This is a genomic window from Actinopolyspora sp. BKK2 (assembly GCF_011291845.1).
GTDB lineage: Bacteria > Actinomycetota > Actinomycetes > Mycobacteriales > Pseudonocardiaceae > Actinopolyspora > Actinopolyspora saharensis.
Map to the genome: position 1 here is coordinate 633532 of NZ_JAANTE010000001.1, position 24950 is coordinate 658481.

Below are 24950 nucleotides of genomic sequence, written 5' to 3' on the forward strand. Positions count from 1 at the left end.
CCCATCTCCGAGCAGCACTCCGGAAACGTGGAGCGGTACCACACCGGCAGAAGAATGAGCCTGGAACTACCGGGGCACGATGGCGTCACAGCAGGGTTCCCTGACCGTCGTCGGGGTCGGCGGACTTCCGGGGCGTGCTCTTCTTGGACGCGCCCTTCTTGGCGGAACCCTTCTTCTTGTCGTGCAGGCCCTGCTCAACCTCCTGTTGGTAGCGCTCGTGGTTGAGTTCGAGCAGGCTGTCCAGGATCTCGCGCTGGGCCGCCGGGCCGATGGTGTAGCGGGTCTCGCGACCCACCGGGTGGAAGCCGTGATCCAGGCCGCCGACCGCGTCGATGCGGTCCTGCCAGCCGTAGGCGCGTACCGTGGCCTCGTCGATCTCGCGGTGGATCCGCCGCAGCTCCACGATGTCCGAATCGGTGCACTCCGGATCGAAGACCAGATTGTAGGTCTTGGTCAGCCCCGAATCCCGGGAGAGCATCACGTCCCGGCGGTAGCGATCCAGCTCGTCACCCAGATCCCGCAGCTCCTGGGTGAGCTCCGGCAGCGGGAAGGTCTCGAAAACGTCGGAGGGGGTGTAGCGGAGGTCAGTCTTCATCGAGGATGAACGCGTCTTCGCCCACCAGAAGTGCTGCGCGCTCGACAACAAGGACAACATCGCCGTGTCCTCGGTGGCGAAAACACCGAGCATATGTGAAAACACCTGCCCGGTCGGCACCATCACCGGCATCGCGGTCTTGCTCACCAGCGTGAGCACCATTACCCGGTCCAGACCAGCGATGGCTAGGTGCAAATCTGGACGCCTCCTCCAAAATTGCCACCAAGGAGAATTCCTAACCTCTTCGCTCTTCTCATCACGCTCTGGCTTAACCGAACTCAAGACATGACTGTAGGGTTCTTGGTACCGTCTAGATTTCTCCTCGGACCAATCATAGAAGTTGATCACCCATCTACTGGCAGCACAATCAGCACGCGAGTTAAGGTCATCTCCGTTGAGGTAAGGGAAGAGTACCTCGCCGTTGCTGGGATCGTTCTCAACCATGGCGGCGGCCTGTTCGGGCCGCACAACGAATCCCTTACCCAGCACGTACGAACCGATGAACCCGATGCCACGACTACTAGCAAGTCTCTCCGGATTACCGGTCACGCGGGATTCGACATCGAGTGAAGGCGTGATGCCGTCCACCACGGCTCCATCGGCTACTCGACGGGCCTGTTCGCTCAGCTCAGCACAGGTGGTCCACACCGCGCAGTACTCCAACGCCGCGCTCTTGGACGGCCAGGGAGCGCTCTTGATCGAGCGGCGGATCGTTACTCCGGCATCCGTTACTTGATCCAGTCCGACCTCGCGGGTATCCCCCTGAGCCAAGGTGTTCGTGGCGATCAGTCCAGTTTGTCCACCGTTGTTGAGTACGGTGTGAGCCTGCAAAGTGAAGTAGGCGATTAGGTCGGCGTTTCCTTTCACACCGCCCGCCAATGCGGTCACCAGGTATTCGCGGTACGCCGAACCCAACGGACCGCTGATCTTCTTTCCCCCCAGGAACGGCGGATTACCGACCACGGCATCGAAACCACCGTTCTCGAAGACCTCGGGGAAGACCAAGGGCCAGTGCAGGGCCTCACGGCGGAAGTTGCCCTGCGGCAGGTCGGTGTCCAGCCACTCGCGGGCCTGCCTGCGAGCATCCGCCTCGGCGGTGTCGAGCTTGCGCGCATAGTCGGCCGCGGCGATGGAGCCGTCGCGCAGACCCTTCTCGCCCTTACCCGCGTAGGCCAGAGCCGCGCCCACTGCCAGATCGGCGGCCAGCTCGGCCTGCCTGCCTTTGAGGTTGGCCTCGGCCAACAGCGCCCGCTTGCGGTCCAGGCCCTCTATCGTGGTGCCGTCGATCTCGCGCAGTTCACGACGCTGCTCGGCCACCTCGGACACCAGCGAGCGAACATTGGCGGTGAAGTCCACAGGGGACCGCTCGTGGATCGCCCGCCCCTTCCGGGCATCCAGGTGCATGTACTCCAGCTGCTCCAGCGAGGTGATGCCCAGCAGCGAGTCCCCGGCCACCAACCTGTCGTCGAGGAAGGTGAACGGCCGCTGCGGATCCATGGACACCAGCCACAGCGAGAGCTTGGCCATCTCCACCGCCATCGGGTTGATGTCGGCCCCGTACAGGCAGTGCTCGATCACCTGCCTGCGCGCCTCCACCACCACCGGCTCCTCCTCGCCGTCACCGGAGTACTCGGTGGGCCGGTAGTCGCGCACCCGCTCGTCGTCCTCGGCGATCCAGGCCTCCAGCAGCTTGCCGCCCAGATACCGCGCCGCCGCCACCAGGAACGCCGCCGAGCCCATCGCGATGTCGGCGACCTTCAGCTTCAGGATCTCGTCGCTGGACTTGAGCTTCCACTCGCGCTGCTCGGCCGTGCTCAACGGCCCCGGCTCGTAGACCAGCGGCTCCAGCGCGTGGCGCACCACGTCCTCGGCCAAAAACCGCGGGGTGTAGTGCGTGCCGGTGTTGGCCCGCAGCGGCGACTCGGTGACGAACAGCTCGCCCGGCAGCACCACCACCGGCAGCTCACGCAGATCGTCGCGGATCACGCCCTGGAACGGCAGCAGCCGCTCGGCCAGCGCGGAATCGCCCCGGGTGACGTCGAGCAGCTTCTTGCGCCGCTCCTCCCGCTCGACCGCCTCCGGCGGGGCCAGCTGCTTGGCCAGCTTCCTGGCCGTGCCGATGCCGGAGTCCTTGAACTCCTTGTGCAGCGCCGCCGCCAGCTCGTCCGTGTCCGCACTGCCCGCGGCCAGCTCCTCCAGCCGCCGCAGCGGCACCTCGGCCTCCTGACCGCGCTTGCCGACCAGCCCCACGGTGGTGTCCTCGGCGCGGAACCCGTCGTAGGACAGCAGGCCCTCGTAGACATAGCCGATCTGCTCCACGTCCAGCGAGCGGAACGACAGGGTGCGCCGCTCCCGCGACTTGCCGGTGCCCACCTGCACGTGCTGCACCGCCCGCAGCACGTGCAGCACGGTGCGGTCGTCGATGTTCAACGGCAGCCACGGGAAGGCCTCCGGGTCGAACAGCGAACCGTCGTGCGGGTGCATCGTCAGCCTCGGGTGGCTCACCCCCCGGTAGACGGCCTCAAACAGCGCCAGCAACCGGTGCCAGCCGGTGGAGCTGTGCTCCAGGTCCTCCTCGCTGGAGTCCAGCTTGCGCTGCTCCAGCTCGGCGTAGAGCCGCCCGGCCGAGTAGGTGGTGGCGTACAGCTCGTTGTCCGAGGGCAGCAGCCTGCGCTCCTCGGCGAACAACAGGAACACCACGCGCATCATCACCGACACCGCACCGCGGTAGACCTCGTGGGCGGCCACCGCGTCCAGCTCGGACTCGCCGCGCTCGCGCTGGCGCGTGCTGGCCCGGCCGAACGCGGCCACCAGCAGCTCCACCGCCTCGCGCACCTGCACGCCCAGCGCCTCGGTGATCTCCTCCTGGGAGCCCTCGCTGTCGGACAGCAGCGCGGGCAGCCGCTCGCCCTCCGGCACCGCGAAGAACCGCTTGCGCCCCAGCAGCGAGACGAACGCGCGCACCACGTCCCGCTCGGCCGCCTCCGGCCACGGCACCGCGTCGAACACGGCCGTGGTGGTCACCCCGGAACGCGGGGCACGCACCAGCACCCACCAGCGGCCGTCGGTGACCAGCCCCAGCTCCACCCCGTGGTGGCGGCACAGCTGCGCCAGCCGGTCGGCCGGGGTGGCCGCCCAGGCCGAGCCGGGAATCCGCGCGGTCGGGCGCTGCCCCGGCTCGCAGACCATGCCCAGCAGCCGCACCGCCTCCGGCTTGACCTCCTCGCCCGGTTCGACCAGGGCGAAGGACGGCTCCAGCAGGGTGTCATGCTCGGCCACCTCCAGCCCCAGCGCGTCCAGCCCCTCCCGGCACAGCTGCTCGCCCCAGCCGAGCAGCTCGCCGAGCACGTAGTCGATCCAGGCCCGCTGGCCGGAAACCGTGTCGGCCTGCCAAGTGGTGTGCTCGCGGCGCAGCCGCTGCCGGACGGACTTGTCCAGCGCGTCCAGCCCGTTCGGCCAGGTTCGCTTGAGCACCGGCAGCGAGAGGAACGGGCCGCTGACCTCGATCAGGTCCAGCCACTCGCGGTGCTGCTCGGCGACGTCGGGCGCCTTCGGGCGGAAAGATGTGCGACTCAACGGGTTACCTCTCGCTTCGGCACGACAACGACCACGGCCACGGGAAAGCGGTGCGGCTCCTGCTCGCGATACCGCTCGGCGATCACGCCCAGCTCCCGGTCCCGCTCGGTGGCGAGCTGGTCCAGCCGGTCCTGCCACTTCTGCCGGTCCCGGCGGTACTGGGCGCGTTCCTCCCTGCTGCGGGTGACGTCGGCACGGCTGAACAACGCCTCCTCGGCCGCGTCCTCGTCCTCGGCCAACTTGGCCCGCAGCGTGGCCGCGAACTGGTCGATGACGGTGTTGATGCGCTCGCGCTCGGCCTGCTCGCGCTGGGCCAGCGTACGCCGCAGCGACTCCTGCCTGGTGCGGGTGCGCCAGTCGATCGCCGACAGCAGCCCGTCCCGCACCTTCGGCCAGCGGTCCGCGATCCGGTTCCACACCGGCGGCGGCACCGGGGTGCCCTCGCTCAACGCGCGATCCAGGATGCCGCCGAGCGTGGTGAGGTTCTCCAGCCTGCGGAACCGCCCGTTGGCCGGGGCCCAGCCGCCCGCGTAGAGCACCTCCTCGTGCAGCCGCACCCCGTCGGCGCCGACCAGCACGAACCGCGAGTAGGCCCCGACCAGCACGTCCTCCAGCCGGTCGTCATCGCTGACCACCGCGGTCACCCGCTTCAACCCGGTGTCCTCGTTGGACACCGCCGAGCGCAGCAGCCCGGTCGACATGGACACCAGCGGGTGGTTCAGGTGCGCCAGCACCACGTCGTCGCGGCCCTCGGCCACCGCCGGGTCGAAGGTCACCGGCAGCTGGCGCGGCTGCTGCTGACGGCTCCCCCGCTCGGTGTCCGCGGGCTTCTCGGTCAGCCCCTCGGTGGCCCGCGACCAGGAACCGGTCAGCGCGGGCACGTCGTACATCCCCTCGGCGGCGTGCTTGTCGTCGACGTGCTCGCGCAGCGGCTGCTGGCGCGCCAGCTCCAGCGCGGTGTCGACCACGCGCTTGACGCGGCGCGGGGTGGTGCCGAGCTTGTCCACGGTCTGGTCCAGATTGCTGCGCAGCTTGCGGACCTGCTCGCCCACGTTCGACTCGGACACCAGCGCGTCCCGCTTCGCGCCGGAGCCCGCCCCGGCGTTGTCCACCTCGTCGTCGCGGACCGACTCGCCCAGCATCCGGCGCTGCACCTTGTCCGACAGCACCGCGTTGACCGAGCCCAGGTCCTCCTCCATGCGGGCGACCTTGCCCGCCACGCGGGACAGGAACTCCAGATCGGCCTCGTAGGAGTCGACCTCGCGGTCCCAGCCGGTGCCGACGAAGTGCCGGATCTCGGGAGTGTTGTTCTGCCCGTAGCGGTCGATGCGGCCGATGCGCTGTTCCAGCTTGTTCGGGTTGAACGGGATGTCGTAGTTGACCAGCCGGTGGCAGTGCCGCTGCAGGTCGATGCCCTCGCTGGCGGCGTCGGTGGCCAGCAGGATGCGCACCGGGTGCTCGGTGGGGTGCTTCTGGAACGCCACCCGCAGCCGCTCGCGGTCGTCGGTGCTCATGCCGCCGTGCAGCTCGGCCAGGGCGGTGCCGCCGAGGCCCTCCTGGCGCAGCAGGTTGGCCAACCACTGCTGGGTGTCGCGGTACTCGGTGAACACCACCACGCGCTCGTTGGTCCAGTCCCGGTCCGGTTTGCACACGGCCTCGAGGTAGTTGATCAGCTCGCGGGCCTTGGCGTCCGGCTGGGCCTCGTGGGACAGCGCCCACTCCTCCATGCGCTCCAGCAGCCCGACCTCGTCCTGTTCGGCGTCCGGCTGCAGCGGGCGGGTGCGGTCCAGCGCGTCGTCCTCGGCCTCGGCCAGGCGCTCGTCGTCGTAGGTGGCCAGCTCGTCGAAGAAGTCCTCCATCCACTCGGGAACCTCGTCGCCGGCCGAGGACGAGCCGGACCGCGAGCGCAGCGTGTCCAGATACACCCGCACGGTGTGGGCGAACGCCGCTGGGCTGGAGAACAGGCGCTTCTTCAGCAGCAGCGTCACCAGATCGGTGGCCTTGCGCCCGCTGCGGGAGTCGAGCTTGCCGCGGCGTAGCTCGGAGAACCGGCGCAGCAGGCCGTGGATCTCGCGCTCGCTGTCCGGGTACTGCACCGGGATCGCCGTGGCGTGGCGTTCGGCGAAGCGCGGAGTGCCGTCGGCGTCGGTGATCTCGCTCTTCAGCCGCCGCACCACCGTCTCGTCCACGGCCTTGCCGTCCGGCTCCACACCCCGGGCGAAACGCTGGTCGTCGAGGATCTCCAGCAGCGCGGTGAACGAGGCCTGATAACCGTTGTGCGGGGTGGCCGACAGGAACAGCCGGTGCGTGAAGTGCGGGGCCAGCGTGCGGATCAGCTTGGTCTGCTGCGAGTCGACGGCATAGACCTGCTTCGGCGCGGCCGGGGCGACGTGGTGGGCCTCGTCGAGGATGAGCAGGTCGAAGGTGCGCGGATAGGTGGGACCGCCTGCGGGCAGCACCTCGCCCAGCAGCCGCTGGGCCTTCGCCCCGCGCAGCCAGGGCAGGCTGACGATGGCCCTGGGGAAGATGTTGAACGGGTTGGCAGCGCTGCCGTACTCGCGGCGCACCTGCGCGCAACACTCCGAATCGATGATCGTGAAGTCCAGGCCGAACTTCTCGGCCATCTCGTCGCGCCACTTGGCGGTCAACCCGGCCGGGCAGACGATCATGATCCGCTTGCTGCGCTGCCGCAGCAGCAGCTCCTGGGCCACCAGCCCGGCCTCGACGGTCTTGCCCAGGCCCACGTCGTCGGCCAGCAGCAGGTTCACGCGCGGGGAGTCCATGGCGCGGGCGACCGGTTCGAGCTGGTAGTCCTCGATGGCCACCCCCGAGCGGAACGGGGCCTGCAGGGTTTTGACATCGGCCGAGGTCACCGCCGACCAGCGCACCGCGTCCAGGAACGCGGCCAGCCGTTCCGGCGGGTCGAAGTCCCCGGCGGGCAGCTCCGGCAGCGAGCCCGCGGGCAGCACCTGCCTGCCGGGTTCGAGCTCCCAGAGCACCTCCAGCGTCTCGCCGTAGCGGCCGTCCTCGACGCTCTGCAGCCCCACCAGGGTGCTGCTGTCGGCCTGGTCGATCTCGCTGACGACCCACTTCTGCCCCCGGACCGACACCAGCGCGCCGGTTTCCAGGCCTTCACTACTCGTCGTTGTCATCGACTTCCCTCGACCGGGTTGTGCTCCCCACAGCTGTCGCGTGGCTGCGACCGACCGAAAGCCTACTGACTGTCGATCTTTCAGTCACCGAGTTTGTGTATCGAGTTCACAACGAAAGCGGACGGCGCGACCGGACACGGTCGGCACTCGCCGGGAGTACGTCGCGAATCCGCTGCGCGCGATTGTTCTCCGGGGGAAGTCGCCACGGCCGCGCGATTCGTTTCACCACGCCACGCAGCAGCGCGCACCTCGGCCGTGGTCACATCCCCCGCCCGCTCGCCCCCAGGACCACCATCGCTGCGTCGAACACGCCCCCACTCGCCCGAACGGCGACGTCGCACAGCGTACTACCCCGATCACGATCGGCGAGAATCCCCGTCTCCGCCTCGGCTCGGCTGTGCCCGGGCGCGGTCGCGGGCAGCAGTGCGGCGGTCCCCACTGAGACAACCGGGGGCTGCTTGCTTGCAGCCGTGGTACGGCTAGTCATCTCCGTTTGGTTCGGGACTGGAGCGTCGCGCCGAGGGATGAGCGGGCAAGGCACGGAGTCGCTCGTGCAGCTCGGATGCGTCCGTGCCGGGCCAGCGCTGCGCCTGAAGGTCTTGATCGAGAGCGATCAGACGCTGCCGTGTGGTTTCCCGCAGATGATCCGGCGGCACGGTGTCGAGTACCAATGTGGCCAGTGCGTTGGCGTCGGACGGGGCGTGGTCGGCGGCGGCCGCACGGGCACGAATGACGATGGCAGCGGCCCATCCTCCCGATCCGGTCGTTTTCAGTGAACGAGCGGCGTCGGCATGGCTCGCGGCCTGGTGGGTGTCACCGAGACGCAGTGTGGCTTCGGCGAGATGTTGGTGCAGTTCGGCCCGGTCGAATCCGAAGCGTCCTGGCTCGTCCTCGGCGGAGTCCATGGCTTGCTGGGCCCGGGTAGCGGCCGCGGTCGCGTCGGCGCGGCGACCGAGTGCGGCCAGGGCACGCAGCTCGCACCAGGCGGCGATCTGGGCGGTGTGCAGCGGGGTGGTGGCGTACTCGTGGGCCTGAGCGGCCAGGTCCAGCGCGTCGTCCGGGCGATGTTCGAAACCGGCGACCATGGATCGGGCTCCGAGAGTCCATCCGGTCAGGCGGTTTTCGCCAATGCTGGTGCCCAATCCGCAGGCCGTACCGAGATGGGTGTGGGCCCCGGCGTAGTCGGCACGGTGGAAGGCCAGGTTCCCCAGCAGCGCGGACAGCCATCCGGCCAGCCGCCGCAGTTCGGTCCGGTCGCGCTCGCGCTGGGAGACGGTGAGCATATCGACGATCAGCCGCCGAACACGGTGAATCTCGTCAGCCAACACGCTGGGCGCGTAACGACCGTAGTGGTTGGTGTAGTAGTTCACCGCTTGTCGCAGGTGCTCGCGGGTCTCGGGACCGCCTGCGGGGCCTTCGGCCTCTCGGGAGAGCTGCACGGAGTCGGCGACGGCGATCAACGTCCGGTCGGCCATCACAGCCCCTCATGTCGACGATGGCGTGTTGACGATACCTCTCCGCCTGGGGAAGTTCAGGCATTGCGGCCGACGGCGACGCGGCGGTGCGGGACACCAAGAACCGCGCGGCCGGATAGCTCACCACCGACCACGCGCAGTGGCAGGCGTTCCTCACCGCCGTCAAAACCGACCACTTCGGCTGAGACACCGGCCGAGTGCGCGGTGCCCCGGAACCGCTCCGGGGCACCGCCGCAGCCTGCGACGCGGCCGCACCACGTCCCGAACCACGACCGCGCACCGGGGCGCGAACCGCACCCTCACTCCGCGTCCGACTCCTGACCCGGCGGCAGCAGCGCCCCCGAGGTCAACCCGGCGGCCAGCTCCCGAGCGGTCTGCTCGGCGGCCCGGCTCGCGTCCCGGGCGGCAGCGCGCATGGCGTGCAGCTGCCGGAAGGCCCTACCGTAGCGCCGCTGCTGCTCCGGCGGCACCAGCGGCACCCGCAGCCGCTTGGCGCTCAACCGCATGATCGAGCTGCCGGTGGTGGCACTGTGGACGTTGTCCTCCGCGCCCAGGAAACCGGCCAGGAACCACGAGTCCAGCCGCTCCGGGTCCGGTCGCAGCAGATGCAGGTGCCGCCCCAGCAGCGCCCCCACGTCACCCCCCTCGGCCACGCGCACCGGCACCGTCCGCAGCCCCTTCAGCACGTCCGGCATGATCACGTCCCCCGCGGCGATCTCGACCGATTCGGACACCACCGTGTCCCCGGCCGAGCCGGAAACCTCCCGGTGCTCCCACACGTCCCGCGAGCTCAGCACCCGGCACTCCTCGGCGAGCTCGACCTGCTCGGACTCGCCCGCGCGGGACGAGGAAATCCGGTGCAACCACACCGCCCCGCCCTGCAGCAGATCGGCCACGGTCGCGGTGCGCCAGGACACCGGCTCGTCCCGCGCCGCAGGCCACTCCGGCCCACCGGTCGACTCCAGCAGCTGCCTGCCCGCCTGCCCCAGCTCGTCCCGCAGCCGCCGCACCGTCTCCCGCTGCTGAGCGGGATCGACGGCACCGGCGGTGGTGTGCACGTGCCGCTGCGGGGTGAGGTCCACGTTCTCGTCGAGCAGATCGACCGCAGAACGCCCGCAGGCCACCCCGGGCTCGGCCGCGAAGCCCTCCGGATCGGCGGCGAACCCGCGCCAGGAGGCCAGCACCCGCTCCCGCAGCGCCGACCAGTCCAGCGCCGCGCGCCCGCCCCCGGGCTGCGCACGCCCCGCCGACTCCCCCCGCACCGCCGCATCGGCCGGGGTGTGCACGAACAACACCGGAGGTGTCTCCCTGCGCTCCGGATCGGGCGCGGCCAGCACCCACAGGTGCAGCCCCAGGTGCGGCGGCGCGGCCGCCCCGGCGGGCAGGGCCACCACCGCCCGCAACGCCCCGGAGCGCACCAGCTCGGAACGGATGCGCCGCCCCGAAGCACGCTCGGCCACCCCCGGCGGCAACAGCAGCACCGCCCGTCCGCCCGGTTCGAGGTGGGCCAGGCAGTGCTGCACCCAGGCCAGCTCCGACTCCGACTTCGGCGGAACCCCGAACACCCAGCGCGGGTCGTAGGCCACCTCCTCGTGTCCCCAGTCCCGGATCCCGTACGGCGGGCTGCACACCACCCCCTCGGCACGTAGCTCCGGGAAGGCGTCCGCGCGGAGACTGTCCCCCGAGCGCAGCACGCTGTCGAGCTCGGCGGTCTCGGTGGCGGCCTCGGTACTCAACCGCACCGAGCTCACCCCCACCCTGGAGGCCACCACGTCCTGGCCGAACAGCTCGTCCGCGCCCGCCCGGGCCGCCGCCAGCAGCAGACCGCCGTAGCCGCAGGCCGGGTCGAACACCCGCGTCGGCGCCACCTCGCGCGTCTCCGCCAGCAGCCGCACCATCAACTCGGCCAGCTGCGGCGGGGTGGCCGCCATGCCGGTGCTCGGGTCCTCGGCCAGCACCTCGGTCAACACCTCCACCACGGCGGCGAGCCCGTCGGTGATCGCGCTGTCCAACAACGGCCCCAGCACGGCGGACGGGTAGTCCGCCACCGTCTGCGGCTCCACCCCCGGCACCTCCGCGAGCCACCGCCCCAGCGACCGGGACAGCGCCTCGACCCGCTCGTGCTCGGGTGAACGCGCGATCCCGGCGAGCTCGGCCGTCTCGAGGCCGGACAGCGCGGAGACCAGCGGCAGCAGCCGGACGGCGAGCTCGCGCTCGTCCTCGTCGGCCACGCGCACGGCGGCACGCAGCTGTTCGCAGGAGGTGCGCTGCGGAAGCTGGCCCCGCTCCGCCAGCCACTCCCGCACCTGCTCGGCGTCGTAGGCGGGGCTGGTCTCGGTCCCGCCCACGGGTTCCGGGAAATCCGGGTGGCGACGGCGCCAGTTGCTGACCGTGGCGCGGGTCACCCCGGCCATCCGGGAGATCTCGGCTGCGGTCACCTGCGCTGCTGATGGAGGCATCACGACGTCCTGTCTCGCTGCGGGAGTTGCACTGTAAACAGCCTACAACATCAATCAAATCTGTTAACTTGTTTGACAGTGCTTTCAGCTTATGCTTTCCTGATCATGCTTTCAACGCGAGCTGTTCGCCGGCACGGCCGCAACCGCACCGTCCCGAGAGGAGAGCCATGTCCATCCCCATGCCCACCGAGGAGGTCGAGGGAATCCGCCTGCACGTCACCCCGTTCCGCCCGAACGCGGTGATCGGCACCCTCGGCCTGTCCACACTGCTCCAGCTCGTGCCCTCCCCGAAGGCGCAGGAGAACCAGCAGGCGCTCAAACACGCCTCCGGCACGCTGCGCAGGCACGCCGAGGTGCGCGGGCTGGTCCAGCGGATGCTCAAATCCACCAACAAGGGCCGCAACGTCACCGCCTACGCCGGCTACATCGCCTCGGGCGTGAAGGGCGAACTCGGCGCGGCCTGGTCCACTCCCCCGGTCACCCTCTGGCTCGGCGGCAAGCTCGCCTCGATCAGCGAGGAGCTCGTCCCCGGAACCGGCATCCGCACCGTCTCGGTCGCCCCGGGCTCACCCGTGGTCGCCATCGACGGGGAAACCCAGGTCGCCGCCTGGCACGAACTCCACGACTCCCCGGAGCGCTACGACCTCAGCGTCGAAGCCCTGGCCGGGGTGCGCGTGCCCTTCGAACTGTTCTGGGGCATCGAGGTCCAGGACGCGCGCCAGATCTTCTACGACCGCAACGTCGAAGGCATCCCCGTGACCAAGAACCTGGCGATGTCGATGGACCAGCGCGACTTCGGCACCCAACTGGCCCACCGGGTGGTCGACAACGTCCGAATCGAGCACCACGGCAGGACCGTCCCGTTCGGCAAGTTCGTCGAAACCCGCAGCAGGCAGCTCAAGAGCTCCTCCCCCGAAGTGGTCACCCTGTCCGCGCTGCGCGTGCTGGTCATCTGCACGCTGTTCGGCCGGGGCGGGCTGACGCGCTCCGGCTCGACGCTGCGGGAGGAGGAACTGCCCGAAGGGGTCACCCCCGAACACGCGAGCAGGCGAGTCATACCGCTACTGTCGATGATCATGTCCACACTGTACGAACACTTCCTCGCCCGCACGGCCATCTCGGCCCCGGCCGTGCTCGCCGGAATCGGCATCGCCGCGCACCAGACCACCGGCTGGGCCACGGCGAGCAACCACCTCACCGAGGAGGAACTGCTCGACCTGCTGGCCACGGTGCGCTGGGAACGCGAAGCCCGGTACTGGCACGGCGTCGCAGGCAGCGCCAACGCCAAGGGCACGTTGAACTTCGGCGGCGGCGCCAAGGACGCCGGAGGCCGCGTCGCCGACGCCATCGTGCACCCCGACACCGAGTACGGCCGCAAGATTCGCGGCCGCTGACCGGCCGTCGCCTGCCGAACCCCGCACGAACGCACTCCAGAAACAGCGGTGCGCCCGCCCGGGCGCGCCGTTTCCGTCCGGAAAGGAAACCAACGACAATGACCGAACCGCAAGCACCGCAGCCGCCCCAGCCGCAGCAGCAGCCGCCCCAGCCGCAGCAGCAGCCGCCCCAGCAGCCGCCGCAGCAGCCTCAGCGCCTGAAGCCCAAATTCAGCGGGATGGCCTGGGCGAGCCTGATCCTCGGCATCATCGGGATGTGCGGCTCCCCGATCCCGATCCTGAACAACCTGACGGCGGTGGCCGCCTTCGTCGGCGTGATCCTCGGCGTCATCGCCCTGTTCGGCGGCAAAAAGATCGTGGCGAGCATCGGCACCGGGCTGGGCGTGCTGGCCATCGTCATCACCGTGATCCTGCAGGGCATGATGGTGCGCGAGCTGGACAAGGCCCTCGAGCAGGGCGGCTCCGGCAGCGGGACGAGCTCCACCGACTCCGCCACCCCGGGCTCCGGGTCCGGTTCCGGGTCCGGTTCGGACTCCGGATCGAACTCCACCGTGCGGCTCGACTTCGGTCAGGAGCACAGCTGGTCGGGCGGAGAAACGATCTCCATCTCGAAACCGACCGCCTACGAGTCGGACACCCAGTTCCTCCAGCCAGGTGAGGGCAACAGATACATCCAGTTCGACGTGCGGGTGACCAACAACGGCGACGACGAGTACAACGTCGGCTCCTCCTCGATCACCGTCCAGCACGACGGCCAGGTCGCCCAGCAGAACTACGCCGCAGGCGACCAGTTCCCGAACACCCAGCTCCCGCCCGGGGACAGCGTCACTTACACGATGGTGTTCGAGATCAGCCAGCAGACGGGCAAACTGCAGGTCAGCGTCGAGCCGAACGTGTTCGCCACCGACACGGTCTACTTCTCCGGCCAGGTGTGACCCCCGGTTGCCCCGACGGTGCGCCCGCTCCAGTACCCGGCAGCGGGCGCACCCCGCCCCGCAACGATTCGATCAAGCCCGCCTCCGCCATGCGGCTCGCCACACCGGACGAGATCACTGTTGGAAAACGGTTTCGTCGCGTTTCATCGATCTCGACTTCCCATTCCGCTCACTCGGCGAATATGACGATGTGGACGACGACACGAAAGTGCACATCGCCACCACGCCACCCGTGCGGTTCGGAGCGGAAGCCGCCGCATCCGGCAGCGGTGACCAAGAACCAGACACCGAAAGCAGGGGGCACGCGGTGCGGCCTCGTCCCACGTGACAGGCGTCCACCGGCAAAGCACCCCACCGGTTGTGCGCCGCGCCGAACAACCGTGCAGAGACACCACGAAAACCACCTGGGAGCACCTTGGGACTCAGGGCCCGACTCAGCGGACTCGCTTCACGGATCAGGGCACTACTCCGGCCCGGCCGTAACCCCCGGGGCAACGCCCGCGCGGAGGCCGCGGGCACCACCCCGGACACCCCCTCGGGGGCAGCCCCCGAGAACGGGGAACGGTCGACACGGCAGTCCCGTCCCCACCAGCTCCCCGCAGCGGAACCCACTCCGGAAACCCCACCCACCCGGGGCGAGGGCCCCGCTCCGGAACCCGCCGCACCGGTCGAGCCGGTCAACCCGGTCGAGTCGACCATACCGATCGAACCGGTCGACCCGGTCGAATCAACTACACCGATCGAGCCCGTCGAGCTGGTCGAATCGACCATACCGATCGAACCGGTCGACCCGGTCGAGTCAACCACGCCGATCGAACCCGTCGAGCCGAGCGCCCCGGCCGAACCGGCCACACCGGTGGCGCCGGTGGCGCCGGTGGCGCCGGAGCACGTGAGGCCGCCGGCCCCCGAACCGAACGAGCCCACCTCCACCGTGCTCGAAACGACCCCCGAGGACCCCTCCCCGACCGCTGCCGAGACAGCCACTCCCGAGACAGCCGCTGCCGAAGCGCCCGTCCCGTCCCCCGATCCGGGATCGGAATCGATTCAGGACACGAGCGCGCCCGCCCCGGCATCCCCGGAGACAGCGGAAGAGCCGGAAGAACCGGAGACCCCGCAGGCCCCAGCGATTCCGGAGCCCCCGGCGGCCCCGCAGGACGCAACGCCCCCGGAAGCAGCGGAACCACCGGAACCGCCGGAATCACTGAAAACCCCAGCCACCCCGGAAACCCCAGCGGACACAGCGGACACAGTGGCCGCGCTCACCCTGCTCGACGACAGCGAACACCGCTGGCGGCAGTCCCTCAGCGCGGCCGTGCAGCACGACAACACCGCCGAGGCACCACAACACCGCAGAGAACTGGCCCGCAGCGCCCTGCACGCCTACGACCGGCTCCGCGCCGAGCACGCCCCCACCGCCGATCCGCTGACCGTCTTCCTCCGCTGGCCGGCCTGCACCCTGGTCACCCTGGTGTGGCTGGCCTCCTCGGTGCGGGAAGCAGACGAGCTGCGCGCGGAACTCGTCCACTCGGTGCCCGAAACGCTCACCCCCACCGAGGTCGACACCTGGTTGCGCGGCTGGGCAGCCGCCTGGCACGCCCTCACCGAGCGGGAACGGGCCGAACTCACCGCACCCGCGAACTCCGGGAGCCTTCCCGCGCTGCAGCTGCTGTGGTCCGCCACCGGGATCGCGACGCAGCCGCGCGCGGAGTTCGGGATTCGCCTCGACATCCCGAACTCAGCAGTGGTCCTGTCCACCGGCGAGCCCCACCGCCGGTGGACGGTGCGGGCCGCAGGCGTGCCGTGCCCGGAGGACTCCGGCCGGTGGGTCGTGCCGCTTCCCGCCACCACCGTGGAATGCCGCGACCAGCTCGGCACGAGCCGCTCGGTGTCCGTAGTGGACCCGGACGAGCCGCTGCTGGTCTTCGACGCGCACGGCGAACTCGTACCGGCCGAGCAGCCGGTCCCGCCCGGGGAAGTGTGGCTGCTCCACCGTGGCATCCCCGGACCGGCGGCCTTCGACGGGCAGCGCCGCGTGCTGGAGGAAACGACCCCACCGAACGGCTGGCCCGGCTGGTGGCTGGGACGCGTACTGCTCACCGAGACGCACGCGCTGCGCGCCGCCCCCGAGACCTCCGAGGACGCCGAGACCTCCGACGGCGCCGAGAAGTTCGGGCCCTGGCGCCACGTCGACCACCCGCCGCGCGCCGAGTTCTCCTTCGAGCCCCCCGTCGCGGCGCTGCGCACTCCGCACGGCGAACCAGTGCGCAACACCGCTCCCCGGATCGAGCTCACCGGCAACCCGGCCACGCGGTGGACGATCGCCGTCGCCCGCGAAGGCCACGCGAGCGCGGAACGGCTCACCACCCACCGGGTCACCACGGCGGACAGTCCGCTGGACCTCGGCGACCTCCTGCCCCGCCCCGCCTTCGGACGGTTCCGCGTCACAGCCACCTCGCCCCGGAACACGACCCCCCGCACGTTCACCCTGGTGCAGGACCTGGCAGTGCGCGCCAACCTCCAGGTGCGGATGCTGCACGAGCAGGGCGGGCTCCACTCCGCGCACATCACGATCCGCCCGCCCTCCCACGTGCGGGCCAGCCCGGAAACCGTCCACCTGAACCCGCACACCCGCAGCGAGCGCGTCCATCTGAGCACGAGCGGGCAGCAGGCCCCGCCCATGACCGTCGAGGTCGAACCCGAGCACCTCGCGCTGCGCAAACGCACGACCTCCCAGACCCACGACTGGGAGGTCGTGCCGCAGCACTACGAGCTGGACGAGCTCGACGACGGCGCCTCCCTCGAACTCGCCCTGCCCCCGGTCATCCGTCAGACCCACGGCGGGCCGCCCGAGCTGCTCGCCCACGACGGGGCCACCACGTGGCAACGTCTGAGCGGGCGCAGCGCTTCGTCCCGCACAGTGCGCTACAACCTCGCCGAGCTGACCGACACGGTGCGCGCCCACGGGTCCCTGCGACTGCAACTGGCCCTGCCCGGCCAGGATGCCCAGGTCGCCACGGTGCTCCTTCCCCCGCCCGCTTCCGAGGTGCTGCGCCACCGAACGCACCTGCAGCTCGTCCGCCGACTGCCCCGCGAGCACCTCCGAGTGCGCATCCGGTCGGTCCACGCCCCCTGGCTGCCCGTGCAAACGGGGGAGCTGCCCGAGCGCACCACGCACTTGCCGCTGAACCCGGCCTTCCACGGAGACGAGCTGCTGCTGGTCGAGGTGCACTACCGCCGGGCCGACCCGGCCGAGCAGGACCCCGCTCAACCGGCCCTTCCGGAAGCGAGCGCGGTGTTTCGCACCGGGGACGAGTCCCTGACCCCCGCACTCACCGACCCGGTGGAACGCGCCGCAGTGGACTACCTGGCCGACCGGGGGCCGCTGCCGCACACCTCCACCGCGTTGCCGCTGCTGTGGACGATCACCGCCCACGCCGAACAGCTGTTCGGCACGGCCGTGGGCCGCGCGACGGCCCAGGAAACCGCCACCCGCCTGGGCGCCAGCCCCACCACGTCCCTGCTGGCGACCGCGACGGCGCAGCCCAGCACCCGGGAGCTCGTCCCGGCGCTGGTGCGTTCCGGCATCGCCGCCCACAGCTTCCGCCACGTCACCGACCCCGACCAGGTCCGCGAGCTGTGGCCCGAGGTGCCGCTGGCCGCGCTGCTGCTCACCAGCCCCCTGCTGGCCTACCGCACCGGCTCGCCCCACTGGGACCCCGCCGAGCTGGACACCGACGAAGCGGCCCTGCTGGCGGCGCTGGACAGCTGGGGCGGCCCGCGAGCGCGCGAGCTGCTGACCGGGGCGCGGCTCGATCCGGACGAGCATTCCCCGCCGCTGCACGGCCACCACGCCCCGGCGGACTCCTGCCCGCGACGGGATCCGCACGACGACCCCGACACGCTCGCCGAGCTGCGGACCTGCCACACCGTGCTGAGCGACTCGCCCACGCCGCAGCAGCACCCCGCGCTGTTCGCCACAGCGATCCGCTGCAGACCCACTGCCCGGAACGACGAGCTGGGACCGGAAAAGCTGTCCCTGGACATCGCTCTGATCGCACGGCTGGCTGCCCAGGGCGACCGCGCAGCGGCCGCCACCGAGCGCCACCTGCGGCACGGCTGGACCCGACTCGCCGAACTCGCCCCGGAGCACGTGGCCACCGACCTCGCGCTCGCCGAGTTCCTCGTCGTCGGTCGACACGCCCACCCCGGCTGACCCCGCACGCACCACCGCACACGCCCGCCCCGCGCAGGAGGAACTTCCGTGACCCGGTTCAACCCGCTGCACGCCAGCTCCCGCATCGACGAGACCTACCGGCGCTACCTGCGCTCCCTGCTGCCGCTGCGGGACACCGCGCTGGCAGGCGCGCTCGACGAAGCCATCACCACCAGCCCGATCCTCAGCAAAGGGCCCCTGCTGGAGTCCAACCCGCCCTACCAGGCCGGGGCCAGCATCACCGAGCTGGTCCACAACGGGGTGCTGGACCCCTCCTTCATGCCGTTCACCGGCCCGGAACTGCCCGCCAACCGCCCGCTGCACCGCCACCAGGAAATCGCGGTCCGCAAAGCACGCGCCGGGCGGAACCTCGTGGTGGCCACCGGCACCGGCTCCGGCAAGACCGAGAGCTTCCTGCTGCCGGTGCTGGCGCACCTGGCCGAGCAGCGCGCCGCCGGAAACCTCGGGCCCGGGGTGCGCGCCCTGCTGCTCTACCCGATGAACGCGCTGGCCAACGACCAGATGAAACGGCTGCGCAGGCTGCTCGCCACGATCCCCGACGTCACCTTCGGGCGCTACACCGGCGACACCCCCGAGCAGCGCCACCGGGCCGAGGAGACCTTCCACCGGCTCAACCCCGGCGAGCCCCGGCTGCCCAACGAGCTGCTCAGCAGGCAGGAGATGCGGGCCCAGCCGCCGCACCTGCTGCTGACCAACTACGCGATGTTGGAGTACCTGCTGCTGCGGCCGCAGGACATGGAGCTGTTCAACAGCGCCGACGCCAACCACTGGCGCTTCGTCGTGGTCGACGAGGCCCACGTCTACGACGGGGCCAAGGGCAGCGAACTCGCCATGCTGCTGCGCCGACTCCGCGACAGGGTCGGATCCCACCGCGACCTGCAGGCCATCGCCACCAGCGCCACCGTCGGCGCCGACCGCGCCCCCGAGGCGGTCACCGACTTCGCCGAGTCCCTGTTCGGGCTGCCCTTCCGGTGGGACCCCGACGATCCGGCCCGGCAGGACCTGGTCACCTCCACCGTGCAGGCCCGGAGCACGCCCCGCGCCACCTGGGGGCCGCTCGCGCCCGAGACCTATGCCGAACTGCTCGCCGCCGACGACCCGTACCCGGCACTGCTCCGGGCCGCCCGGCAGCACGGCTGGCACGGCGACGACCCCGCCGAAGCGCTGCGCGGCGAAGCACGACTGCGGCAGCTGCAGACCACGCTGGGCGAACAGCCCCGCCCGCTCCGCGACATCGCCGCCGAACTCCTCCCCGAGCAGCACCCCGACCGGGCCACCGACACCACCACCGACCTGGTCACCCTGGCCGGTCGCGTGCACCACTCCGACCGCACCCCGGTGCTGTCCACCCGGTTCCACTTCTTCGTGCGCGCCACCGAAGGCGCGTTCAGCTGCCTGGGCAGCGACGGCGACACCCCGCACCTGAGCCTGAACCGCCGCGAGCAGTGCGACCGCTGCCACCGCGTGGTGTTCGAGCTCGGCGGCTGCCAACGATGCGGTGCCGTGCACCTGCACGGGGCCATGGACCACTCCGGCGAGCTTCCCCGCCACATCCCCTGGCGCACCGGGGTCGACCGCTCCCACAGCTGGCTGCTGCTGGAGGACCGCAGCACGGTGATCACCCAGAGCGACGACGAGGACGACGCGCTGCTGGAGAACGAGCGCACCACCGACGGCGACCTCCGCTACCTGTGCGTGAGCTGCGGCTGCCTGCACCGCAGGCGAGCAGGCACGTGCCCGGTGGACGGTTGCGCGCGGACCGAACTGCGCCCGGTGCGGCTGCTGAACTCCCACTCCGAGGCGCTGAACCACTGCCTGGCCTGCGGAGCGCGCAGCACCAAACTGATCCGGCTGCTGGAAAGCGGCGGGGAAGCGGCCGCCTCGGTGCTGGCCACGGCCCTGTACCAGACGCTGCCCGGCGACTCCGACTCCGCAACCGCCGCCCTGCCCGGGCAGGGGCGGAAACTGCTGTTCTTCAGCGACAGCCGCCAGATGGCGGCCTACTTCGCGCCCTACCTCATGGACACCCACCAGCACATCGCCCACCGCCAGCTGCTGGTGCGGGGGCTGCACAGCTGGGACGCCGAGGAGGACGGCGAGCCCGCCCCGATCGACGACCTCGTCCCCCAGACCGCGCGGGAAGCCAAGCACGCGCACCTCTTCGACGAGGACACCTCCCGCCGCGGCCGGGCGCGCTTCGCCGCGCTGTGGACCATGCAGGAAGTGATCAGCTACCACGATCGCCAGTCCCTGGAAGGCGTGGGGCTGCTGCGGGTCGAGCTCGTCCGCAAACCGCACTGGACCCCGCCGCAACGGCTCCGCGAACTCGGCCTCACCTCCGAGGAGAGCTGGGACCTGCTGCAGGAACTGCTCCGCACCCTGCGCATGCAGGGCGCGGTGGACATGCCCGACGACATCGACCCCGACGACGAGACCTTCGCCCCCCGCCGCGGGCCGATCTACGTACGCGGCTCCGGTTCCGACCGGAAGCGGAAAGTGCTCAGCTGGCTGCCCACCTCCGGAACCAACCGCCGAGTCGACTACCTGGCCCGGCTGCTGCACCGCCTCGACAGCACCGCCGACCCGAACACGCTGCTGGACGAGCTGTGGCGGGAACTCGACCCCGCCCACGGCGGGGACGGGCCCCAGAACTGGCTGCGTTCGGAAACCCTGCCGCAGGCGGGCGTCGTGCGCCGCATCGACCACCGCAAACTGCGGCTGCGCCCGGTGCGGGAGGCCGAGCAGCTGTTCCGCTGCGACCGCTGCCGCCGCATCCTCGGCTGCTCCGTGCGCGGCGTCTGCCCCACTCTGCGCTGCGACGGCACCCTCCGGCCCTGGCACCGCCCCGCCCGGGACGCGGAACGCGACCACTACCGGCACCTGTACCTGCGCGCCACCCCGATCCCCATGAGCGTGCAGGAGCACACCGCGCAGTGGACCAACGAGAAGGCCGCCGAGATCCAGGGGCAGTTCATCCGCGGCGAGCTCAACGCCCTGTCCTGCTCCACCACCTTCGAACTCGGCGTCGACGTGGGCGAGCTGCAGGCGGTCGTGCTGCGCAACATGCCGCCCACCACCGCCAACTACGTCCAGCGCGCGGGCCGGGCCGGGCGACGCTCGGACTCGGCCGCCCTGGCGCTGACCTACGCCCAGCGGCGCTCACACGACCTCTCCCGCTTCACCGAACCGGAGAAGATGATCGCCGGTGAGACCCGGCCGCCCATCGTGCCGCTGGAAAACACCCGCATCGACCGGCGGCACGCCCACTCGATCGCGCTGGCCGCGTTCTTCCGGGAGATGAAGGAGCAGCACGGGCAGACCTGGCACACCGCGGGGGAATTCTTCCTGCCGCCGGAGCACACCCCGCCGGACTTCGTTCTGCCTGCCGAACGGCTCAAGACGTTCCTGAACCCGGTTCCCGCCCCGGTGCGGGCCAGTCTGGACGCGGTCCTGCCGGACAACGTCCACCAGGAGATCGGCGTCGACACCGACTCCTGGGTGCACGAGCTCGCGCGGCTGCTGGACAGCACCCGCCAGGAACTGGCCCAGGACGTGGCCGCCTTCGAGGAACGCATGGACGAAGCCACCCGCGCGAAGAAGTTCACCGCCGCCGAACAGTACCGCCGCGTGCTCGCAACGCTGCAGAAACGCCCGCTGATCAACTTCCTGGCCACGCACAACGTGCTGCCGAAGTACGGCTTCCCGGTCGACACCGTCGAACTGCGCACCGACCGAGCCGGCGGGGAAAAAGCCCCCGCGCTCGAGCTGACCCGGGATCTGAGCATGGCCATCAGCGAGTACGCGCCGGGCTCGGAGGTCATCGCGGGCGGCAGACGGTGGCGCTCCGGCGGGGTGTACCGCCTGCCCGGTCGGGAACTCGTCAACCGGTACTACTCGGTCTGCGAGTCCTGCGGACACTACCGGGAGACCGTCGAGGTGCCGGACTCCACCTGCCCCGCCTGCCTCAAGGTGAACAGCCGCACCACCCGGCACTACGTCGAACCCTCGTACGGTTTCGTCGCCTCCGAACACCAGCCGCAGGGAGCCAGCCAGCCGCCCCAGCGTTCCTGGACCGGCGCCACCTACATCGTCGACTCCCGCGCGGACGTGGAGGAAAGCAGCACCACCTTCCCCACCGGTCAACGGTTGGACTGGCGTGCGGGAACCCGCGGCCAGTTCGTGGTCATCAACGAAGGCCCCGGCCGCGCGGGCTTCCGGCTGTGCCAGTGGTGCGGCTGGGGCGTCCCGGTCGCCCACGGGCCCGCTCCGCGCGAGCACGACCACCTGCTCAAGCGAAGCACCTGCACCGGCCCGCTGCACAACTACTCCCTGGCCCACCGCTACGAGACCGACTTCGTCGAACTGCGCTTCGACCCGCTGCTCGCGCTGCGGCTGACTGCGGAGAACCTGCGCGCGGCCAGCTACGCCCTGCTCGAGGGGGCGGCCCTGGCCCTGGAGATCAGCCGCGACGACATCGACGGCACGGTCCACCGCGGAGAGGACGGTGTGCCCTCGCTGGTGCTGTTCGACACCACCCCGGGCGGGGCGGGAAGCACGCTGCGGATCGCGCGCAACCTCGTCGCAGTGCTGCGCGCCGCGCTCACCCGGGTGAGCAGCTGCGAATGCGGCCCGGAAACGAGCTGCTACGGCTGCCTGCGCGGATTCCGCAACGAGCGCTACCACAGCCTGCTGTCCCGGCAAGCCGCCATGGATCTGCTGCACGAGTTCATCCCCGCACCGGACAGCGTCACGGAGAACTGATCCACATGCACACCAGCACACCGGACGCGCGAGCACAGGCCCGCCGCCGCGCCGTGGCCGCGCTGTGCGAGCACGCCACGCAGGCGAACCGGGTCCAACTGTCCGTTCCGGACGTACAGGCCGCGGTCCACGAGCACGCCGTCGCCCAGCAGGAGTTTCCGCTGCTGCTGCGGGAACTGCTGGACGCGGGGATGCAGCTGCCGCCCGCCCTGAGCGGCTCCGCCGCACCGCCCGAGGCCACCGCACCGGCGGCCCCTGCTGACCCCGAGGGGACCGAGCAGCCCCCGGCCGAGGCGCCACCGGCCGAGGCGCCACCGGAGCGCGAACCGGCGGGGGCGCTCGTCCTGCACGGGCACGAGCGGCTGGACACCAGCTCGATCTCACTCGCCGATCTCGGGCAGCCCCTCCCCGCGCCCCGCGAGCCCGAGCAGCCCGGAGCCGCACCCGCGGACGAGCCCGAGATCGGTCCCGAGGTCGCTCCCGAACTCCCCGGGACCGGAGCCGAGCCCGATTCCACAGCCGAGCTCGCACTCGGCCCCGAGAGCGAACCTGCGGCCGCACCCGAGATCCCCGCACCCGAAACCGCAATCGAGCCCGAGGTCGAACCGGACTCCACAACCGAGCTCCCCGCGGCCGAGCACACCCCGGAAACGAGCACCGCAGGACACCGCGAGCGTGGACGGATCCGCCGGATCCCCACCCCGGCGCCGAAGTACCTCCCCGCGCTCCCCGACCCCAGACAGCAGCCAGGCGGCGGCGCGAGCATCGACCCGCGGATCCAGTACCGCAAGGAGATCAACAAGTACGCCCTGCTCTCGGCCGAGCAGGAAGTCGAACTCGCCAAGACCATCGAGAACGGCTCCTCCGCCCGGCACCGCCTGAACACCGAGCAGCTGCTGTCCACCTCCCTGACCGCCGAGCTGGAATCACTGGTTCGGCAGGGTGATCGAGCCTTCGCCGATTTCGTCACCGCCAACCTCCGGCTGGTCCACTCGGTGGCCGAGGAGTACCGCGGGCGCGGGCTCGAACAGCTCGACCTGATCCAGGAAGGCACCCTCGGGCTGTGGCGCGCGGTGCAGAAGTTCGACTATCGCAAAGGGAACAAGTTCTCCACCTACGCCACCTGGTGGATCAGACAACGCATCACCAGAGCACTGGCCGATCAAGTCCGCACGATCCGCTATCCGGTACATCTGGTGGAACAGCTCAACCCCGTGCTCAGCGCACAACGCTTCCTCCGGGAGAGCCGAGGCTCGGCGGACTACACGTCCATAGCCGCCCACGCGGACATCTCCCCGGAACAGGTTCGCAGTCTGTTGACCGAACTGCCCCGCAGTAGCTCGCTGGAACAGCTGCTGGAGCAGCTCGACGAGACCACTCTGCACGAAGCCAACGAACGCTACCGGGACAGCGCCGAGCCGGACCTGTTCGGCCTCGACCCCGAGGACGTGCACCGGGCGCTGCTGGAGTGGTGCGACGAGCGGGAACGCCACATTCTGCACCGCCGCTATGGTTTCCGCGGCGAACCGGGCACTCTCGAGACCATCGGCCGCGAGTACGGGGTCACGCGCGAACGCATCCGCCAGATCGAGCGCAAAGCGCTCAAGAGAATCACCGAAGTCCTCCCCCGATTTCGGGAGGAGAAACCCTTGGCCGAGGTGCTCGCGTTCCCGACGCGCAAGACGGTGACCAGGCGGAGGCGGCAACACCCCGGCAGCGGGACCGAGCCCGCACACGAGCATCGCGAGGAGCACCACGAGCACGAGGACGCGGAAGCCGACGCGGACTAGGGCGGACCGGACCGGGCTCGGCGGACGTCGACACCGGCGAGGCCTCCGGCCACGCGGTGCCGGGGCGCACTGCCCACCCGCTCGAGCGGGTCCACACCGGTGTGCAGGCAGCGACTCAGTGGTCGTGCTCCTCGACGACGTTCGCGGCCGCCCGGTTCGCCGCACGCATCCCGACCAGGACGAAGGCCAGCACGGCCGCGAAGCAGGCGAAGCCGATGATCACTCCGAGCACGCCACCCGTGTCGAGCGCCGCGAGCACGACACCGAGCAGCACACTGGCCGGAGCCAGCACGTAACCGCTCCGCGCGGCCCACCACAGCCAGGGAGCCGCCGCCCGATGTCCGGCCTGCCAGGCCCGCTCGGAGGCCATGGTCGGCTTGGTCCTGATCCCGATCGCCTGGTTCCGGCCCAACTTCCCCCGGATGGTGTCCCGGCGGATGTAGTCGAAAACCCCGGCCAGCATCAACATGCCTGCAGCCAGGCCGATCACCGCCCCGAGTCCGACCATGCGCACCTCCCACCGAAAATCTCGCTGCCTGCCCACCCGCATGATCCACACCATTGCTCCGGCCCGTCGAG

At 70.6% G+C, this 24950-nt stretch carries 10 protein-coding genes; 5 read left to right on the forward strand and 5 right to left on the reverse strand.

Annotation, left to right across the window (positions count from 1 at the left end; genetic code table 11):
• Positions 1 to 85 precede the first annotated feature (85 nt).
• The 4 genes from G9Q41_RS02865 to G9Q41_RS02880 all read right to left on the reverse strand — a co-directional run bounded on the left by G9Q41_RS02865 (position 86) and on the right by G9Q41_RS02880 (position 11257).
• The gene (locus tag G9Q41_RS02865; protein ID WP_165631354.1) at positions 86 to 4171 is read right to left on the reverse strand and encodes a type IIL restriction-modification enzyme MmeI; all 4086 of its coding nucleotides are present in this window, start codon (positions 4169 to 4171) and stop codon (positions 86 to 88) included.
• A complete protein-coding gene (gene drmD / locus G9Q41_RS02870; RefSeq protein WP_165631353.1) occupies positions 4168 to 7323 on the reverse strand; it encodes a DISARM system SNF2-like helicase DrmD in 3156 nt (1051 codons plus the stop codon). The genes G9Q41_RS02865 and drmD overlap by 4 nt, the downstream gene beginning before the upstream one ends.
• A 479-nt stretch (positions 7324 to 7802) precedes the next feature.
• The gene (locus G9Q41_RS02875) at positions 7803 to 8798 is read right to left on the reverse strand and encodes a hypothetical protein (RefSeq protein WP_165631352.1); all 996 of its coding nucleotides are present in this window, start codon (positions 8796 to 8798) and stop codon (positions 7803 to 7805) included.
• Positions 8799 to 9097: 299 nt separating this feature from the next.
• The gene (locus G9Q41_RS02880) at positions 9098 to 11257 is read right to left on the reverse strand and encodes an N-6 DNA methylase (protein ID WP_165631351.1); all 2160 of its coding nucleotides are present in this window, start codon (positions 11255 to 11257) and stop codon (positions 9098 to 9100) included.
• Positions 11258 to 11424: 167 nt separating this feature from the next.
• Here G9Q41_RS02880 and G9Q41_RS02885 point away from each other — a divergent pair, with 167 nt between their 5' ends.
• From G9Q41_RS02885 to G9Q41_RS02905, 5 genes are all read left to right on the forward strand, one after another.
• A complete protein-coding gene (locus tag G9Q41_RS02885; RefSeq protein ID WP_207630383.1) occupies positions 11425 to 12651 on the forward strand; it encodes a DNA sulfur modification protein DndB in 1227 nt (408 codons plus the stop codon).
• A gap of 98 nt (positions 12652 to 12749) precedes the next feature.
• Complete coding sequence (locus G9Q41_RS21445) at positions 12750 to 13586, forward strand: DUF4190 domain-containing protein (protein ID WP_207630382.1); 837 nt, start codon at positions 12750 to 12752, stop codon at positions 13584 to 13586.
• 1249 nt (positions 13587 to 14835) lie between these two features.
• Positions 14836 to 17799: a hypothetical protein gene (locus G9Q41_RS02895; protein WP_165631350.1), complete on the forward strand. Its 2964-nt coding sequence runs from the start codon at positions 14836 to 14838 to the stop codon at positions 17797 to 17799.
• A gap of 48 nt (positions 17800 to 17847) precedes the next feature.
• Positions 17848 to 22581: a DEAD/DEAH box helicase gene (locus tag G9Q41_RS02900; protein ID WP_165631349.1), complete on the forward strand. Its 4734-nt coding sequence runs from the start codon at positions 17848 to 17850 to the stop codon at positions 22579 to 22581.
• Between the two features lie 5 nt (positions 22582 to 22586).
• Complete coding sequence (locus G9Q41_RS02905) at positions 22587 to 24371, forward strand: sigma-70 family RNA polymerase sigma factor (protein ID WP_165631348.1); 1785 nt, start codon at positions 22587 to 22589, stop codon at positions 24369 to 24371.
• 115 nt (positions 24372 to 24486) lie between these two features.
• On the opposite strand, the gene G9Q41_RS02910 is transcribed toward G9Q41_RS02905, so the two are convergent.
• Entirely contained in the window at positions 24487 to 24933 is a 447-nt protein-coding gene (locus G9Q41_RS02910) for an SdpI family protein (RefSeq protein ID WP_165631347.1), read from the reverse strand.
• Positions 24934 to 24950: the final 17 nt, after the last annotated feature.

Bases quoted from the DNA above. Each gene is read 5' to 3' on its own strand.
- drmD (WP_165631353.1), bottom strand. From the start codon at position 7,323: ATGACAACGACGAGTAGTGAAGGCCTGGAAACCGGCGCGCTGGTGTCG.
- G9Q41_RS02875 (WP_165631352.1), bottom strand. From the start codon at position 8,798: ATGGCCGACCGGACGTTGATCGCCGTCGCCGACTCCGTGCAGCTCTCC.
- G9Q41_RS02880 (WP_165631351.1), bottom strand. From the start codon at position 11,257: ATGCCTCCATCAGCAGCGCAGGTGACCGCAGCCGAGATCTCCCGGATG.
- G9Q41_RS02885 (WP_207630383.1), top strand. From the start codon at position 11,425: ATGTCCATCCCCATGCCCACCGAGGAGGTCGAGGGAATCCGCCTGCAC.
- G9Q41_RS21445 (WP_207630382.1), top strand. From the start codon at position 12,750: ATGACCGAACCGCAAGCACCGCAGCCGCCCCAGCCGCAGCAGCAGCCG.
- G9Q41_RS02905 (WP_165631348.1), top strand. From the start codon at position 22,587: ATGCACACCAGCACACCGGACGCGCGAGCACAGGCCCGCCGCCGCGCC.
- G9Q41_RS02910 (WP_165631347.1), bottom strand. From the start codon at position 24,933: ATGGTGTGGATCATGCGGGTGGGCAGGCAGCGAGATTTTCGGTGGGAG.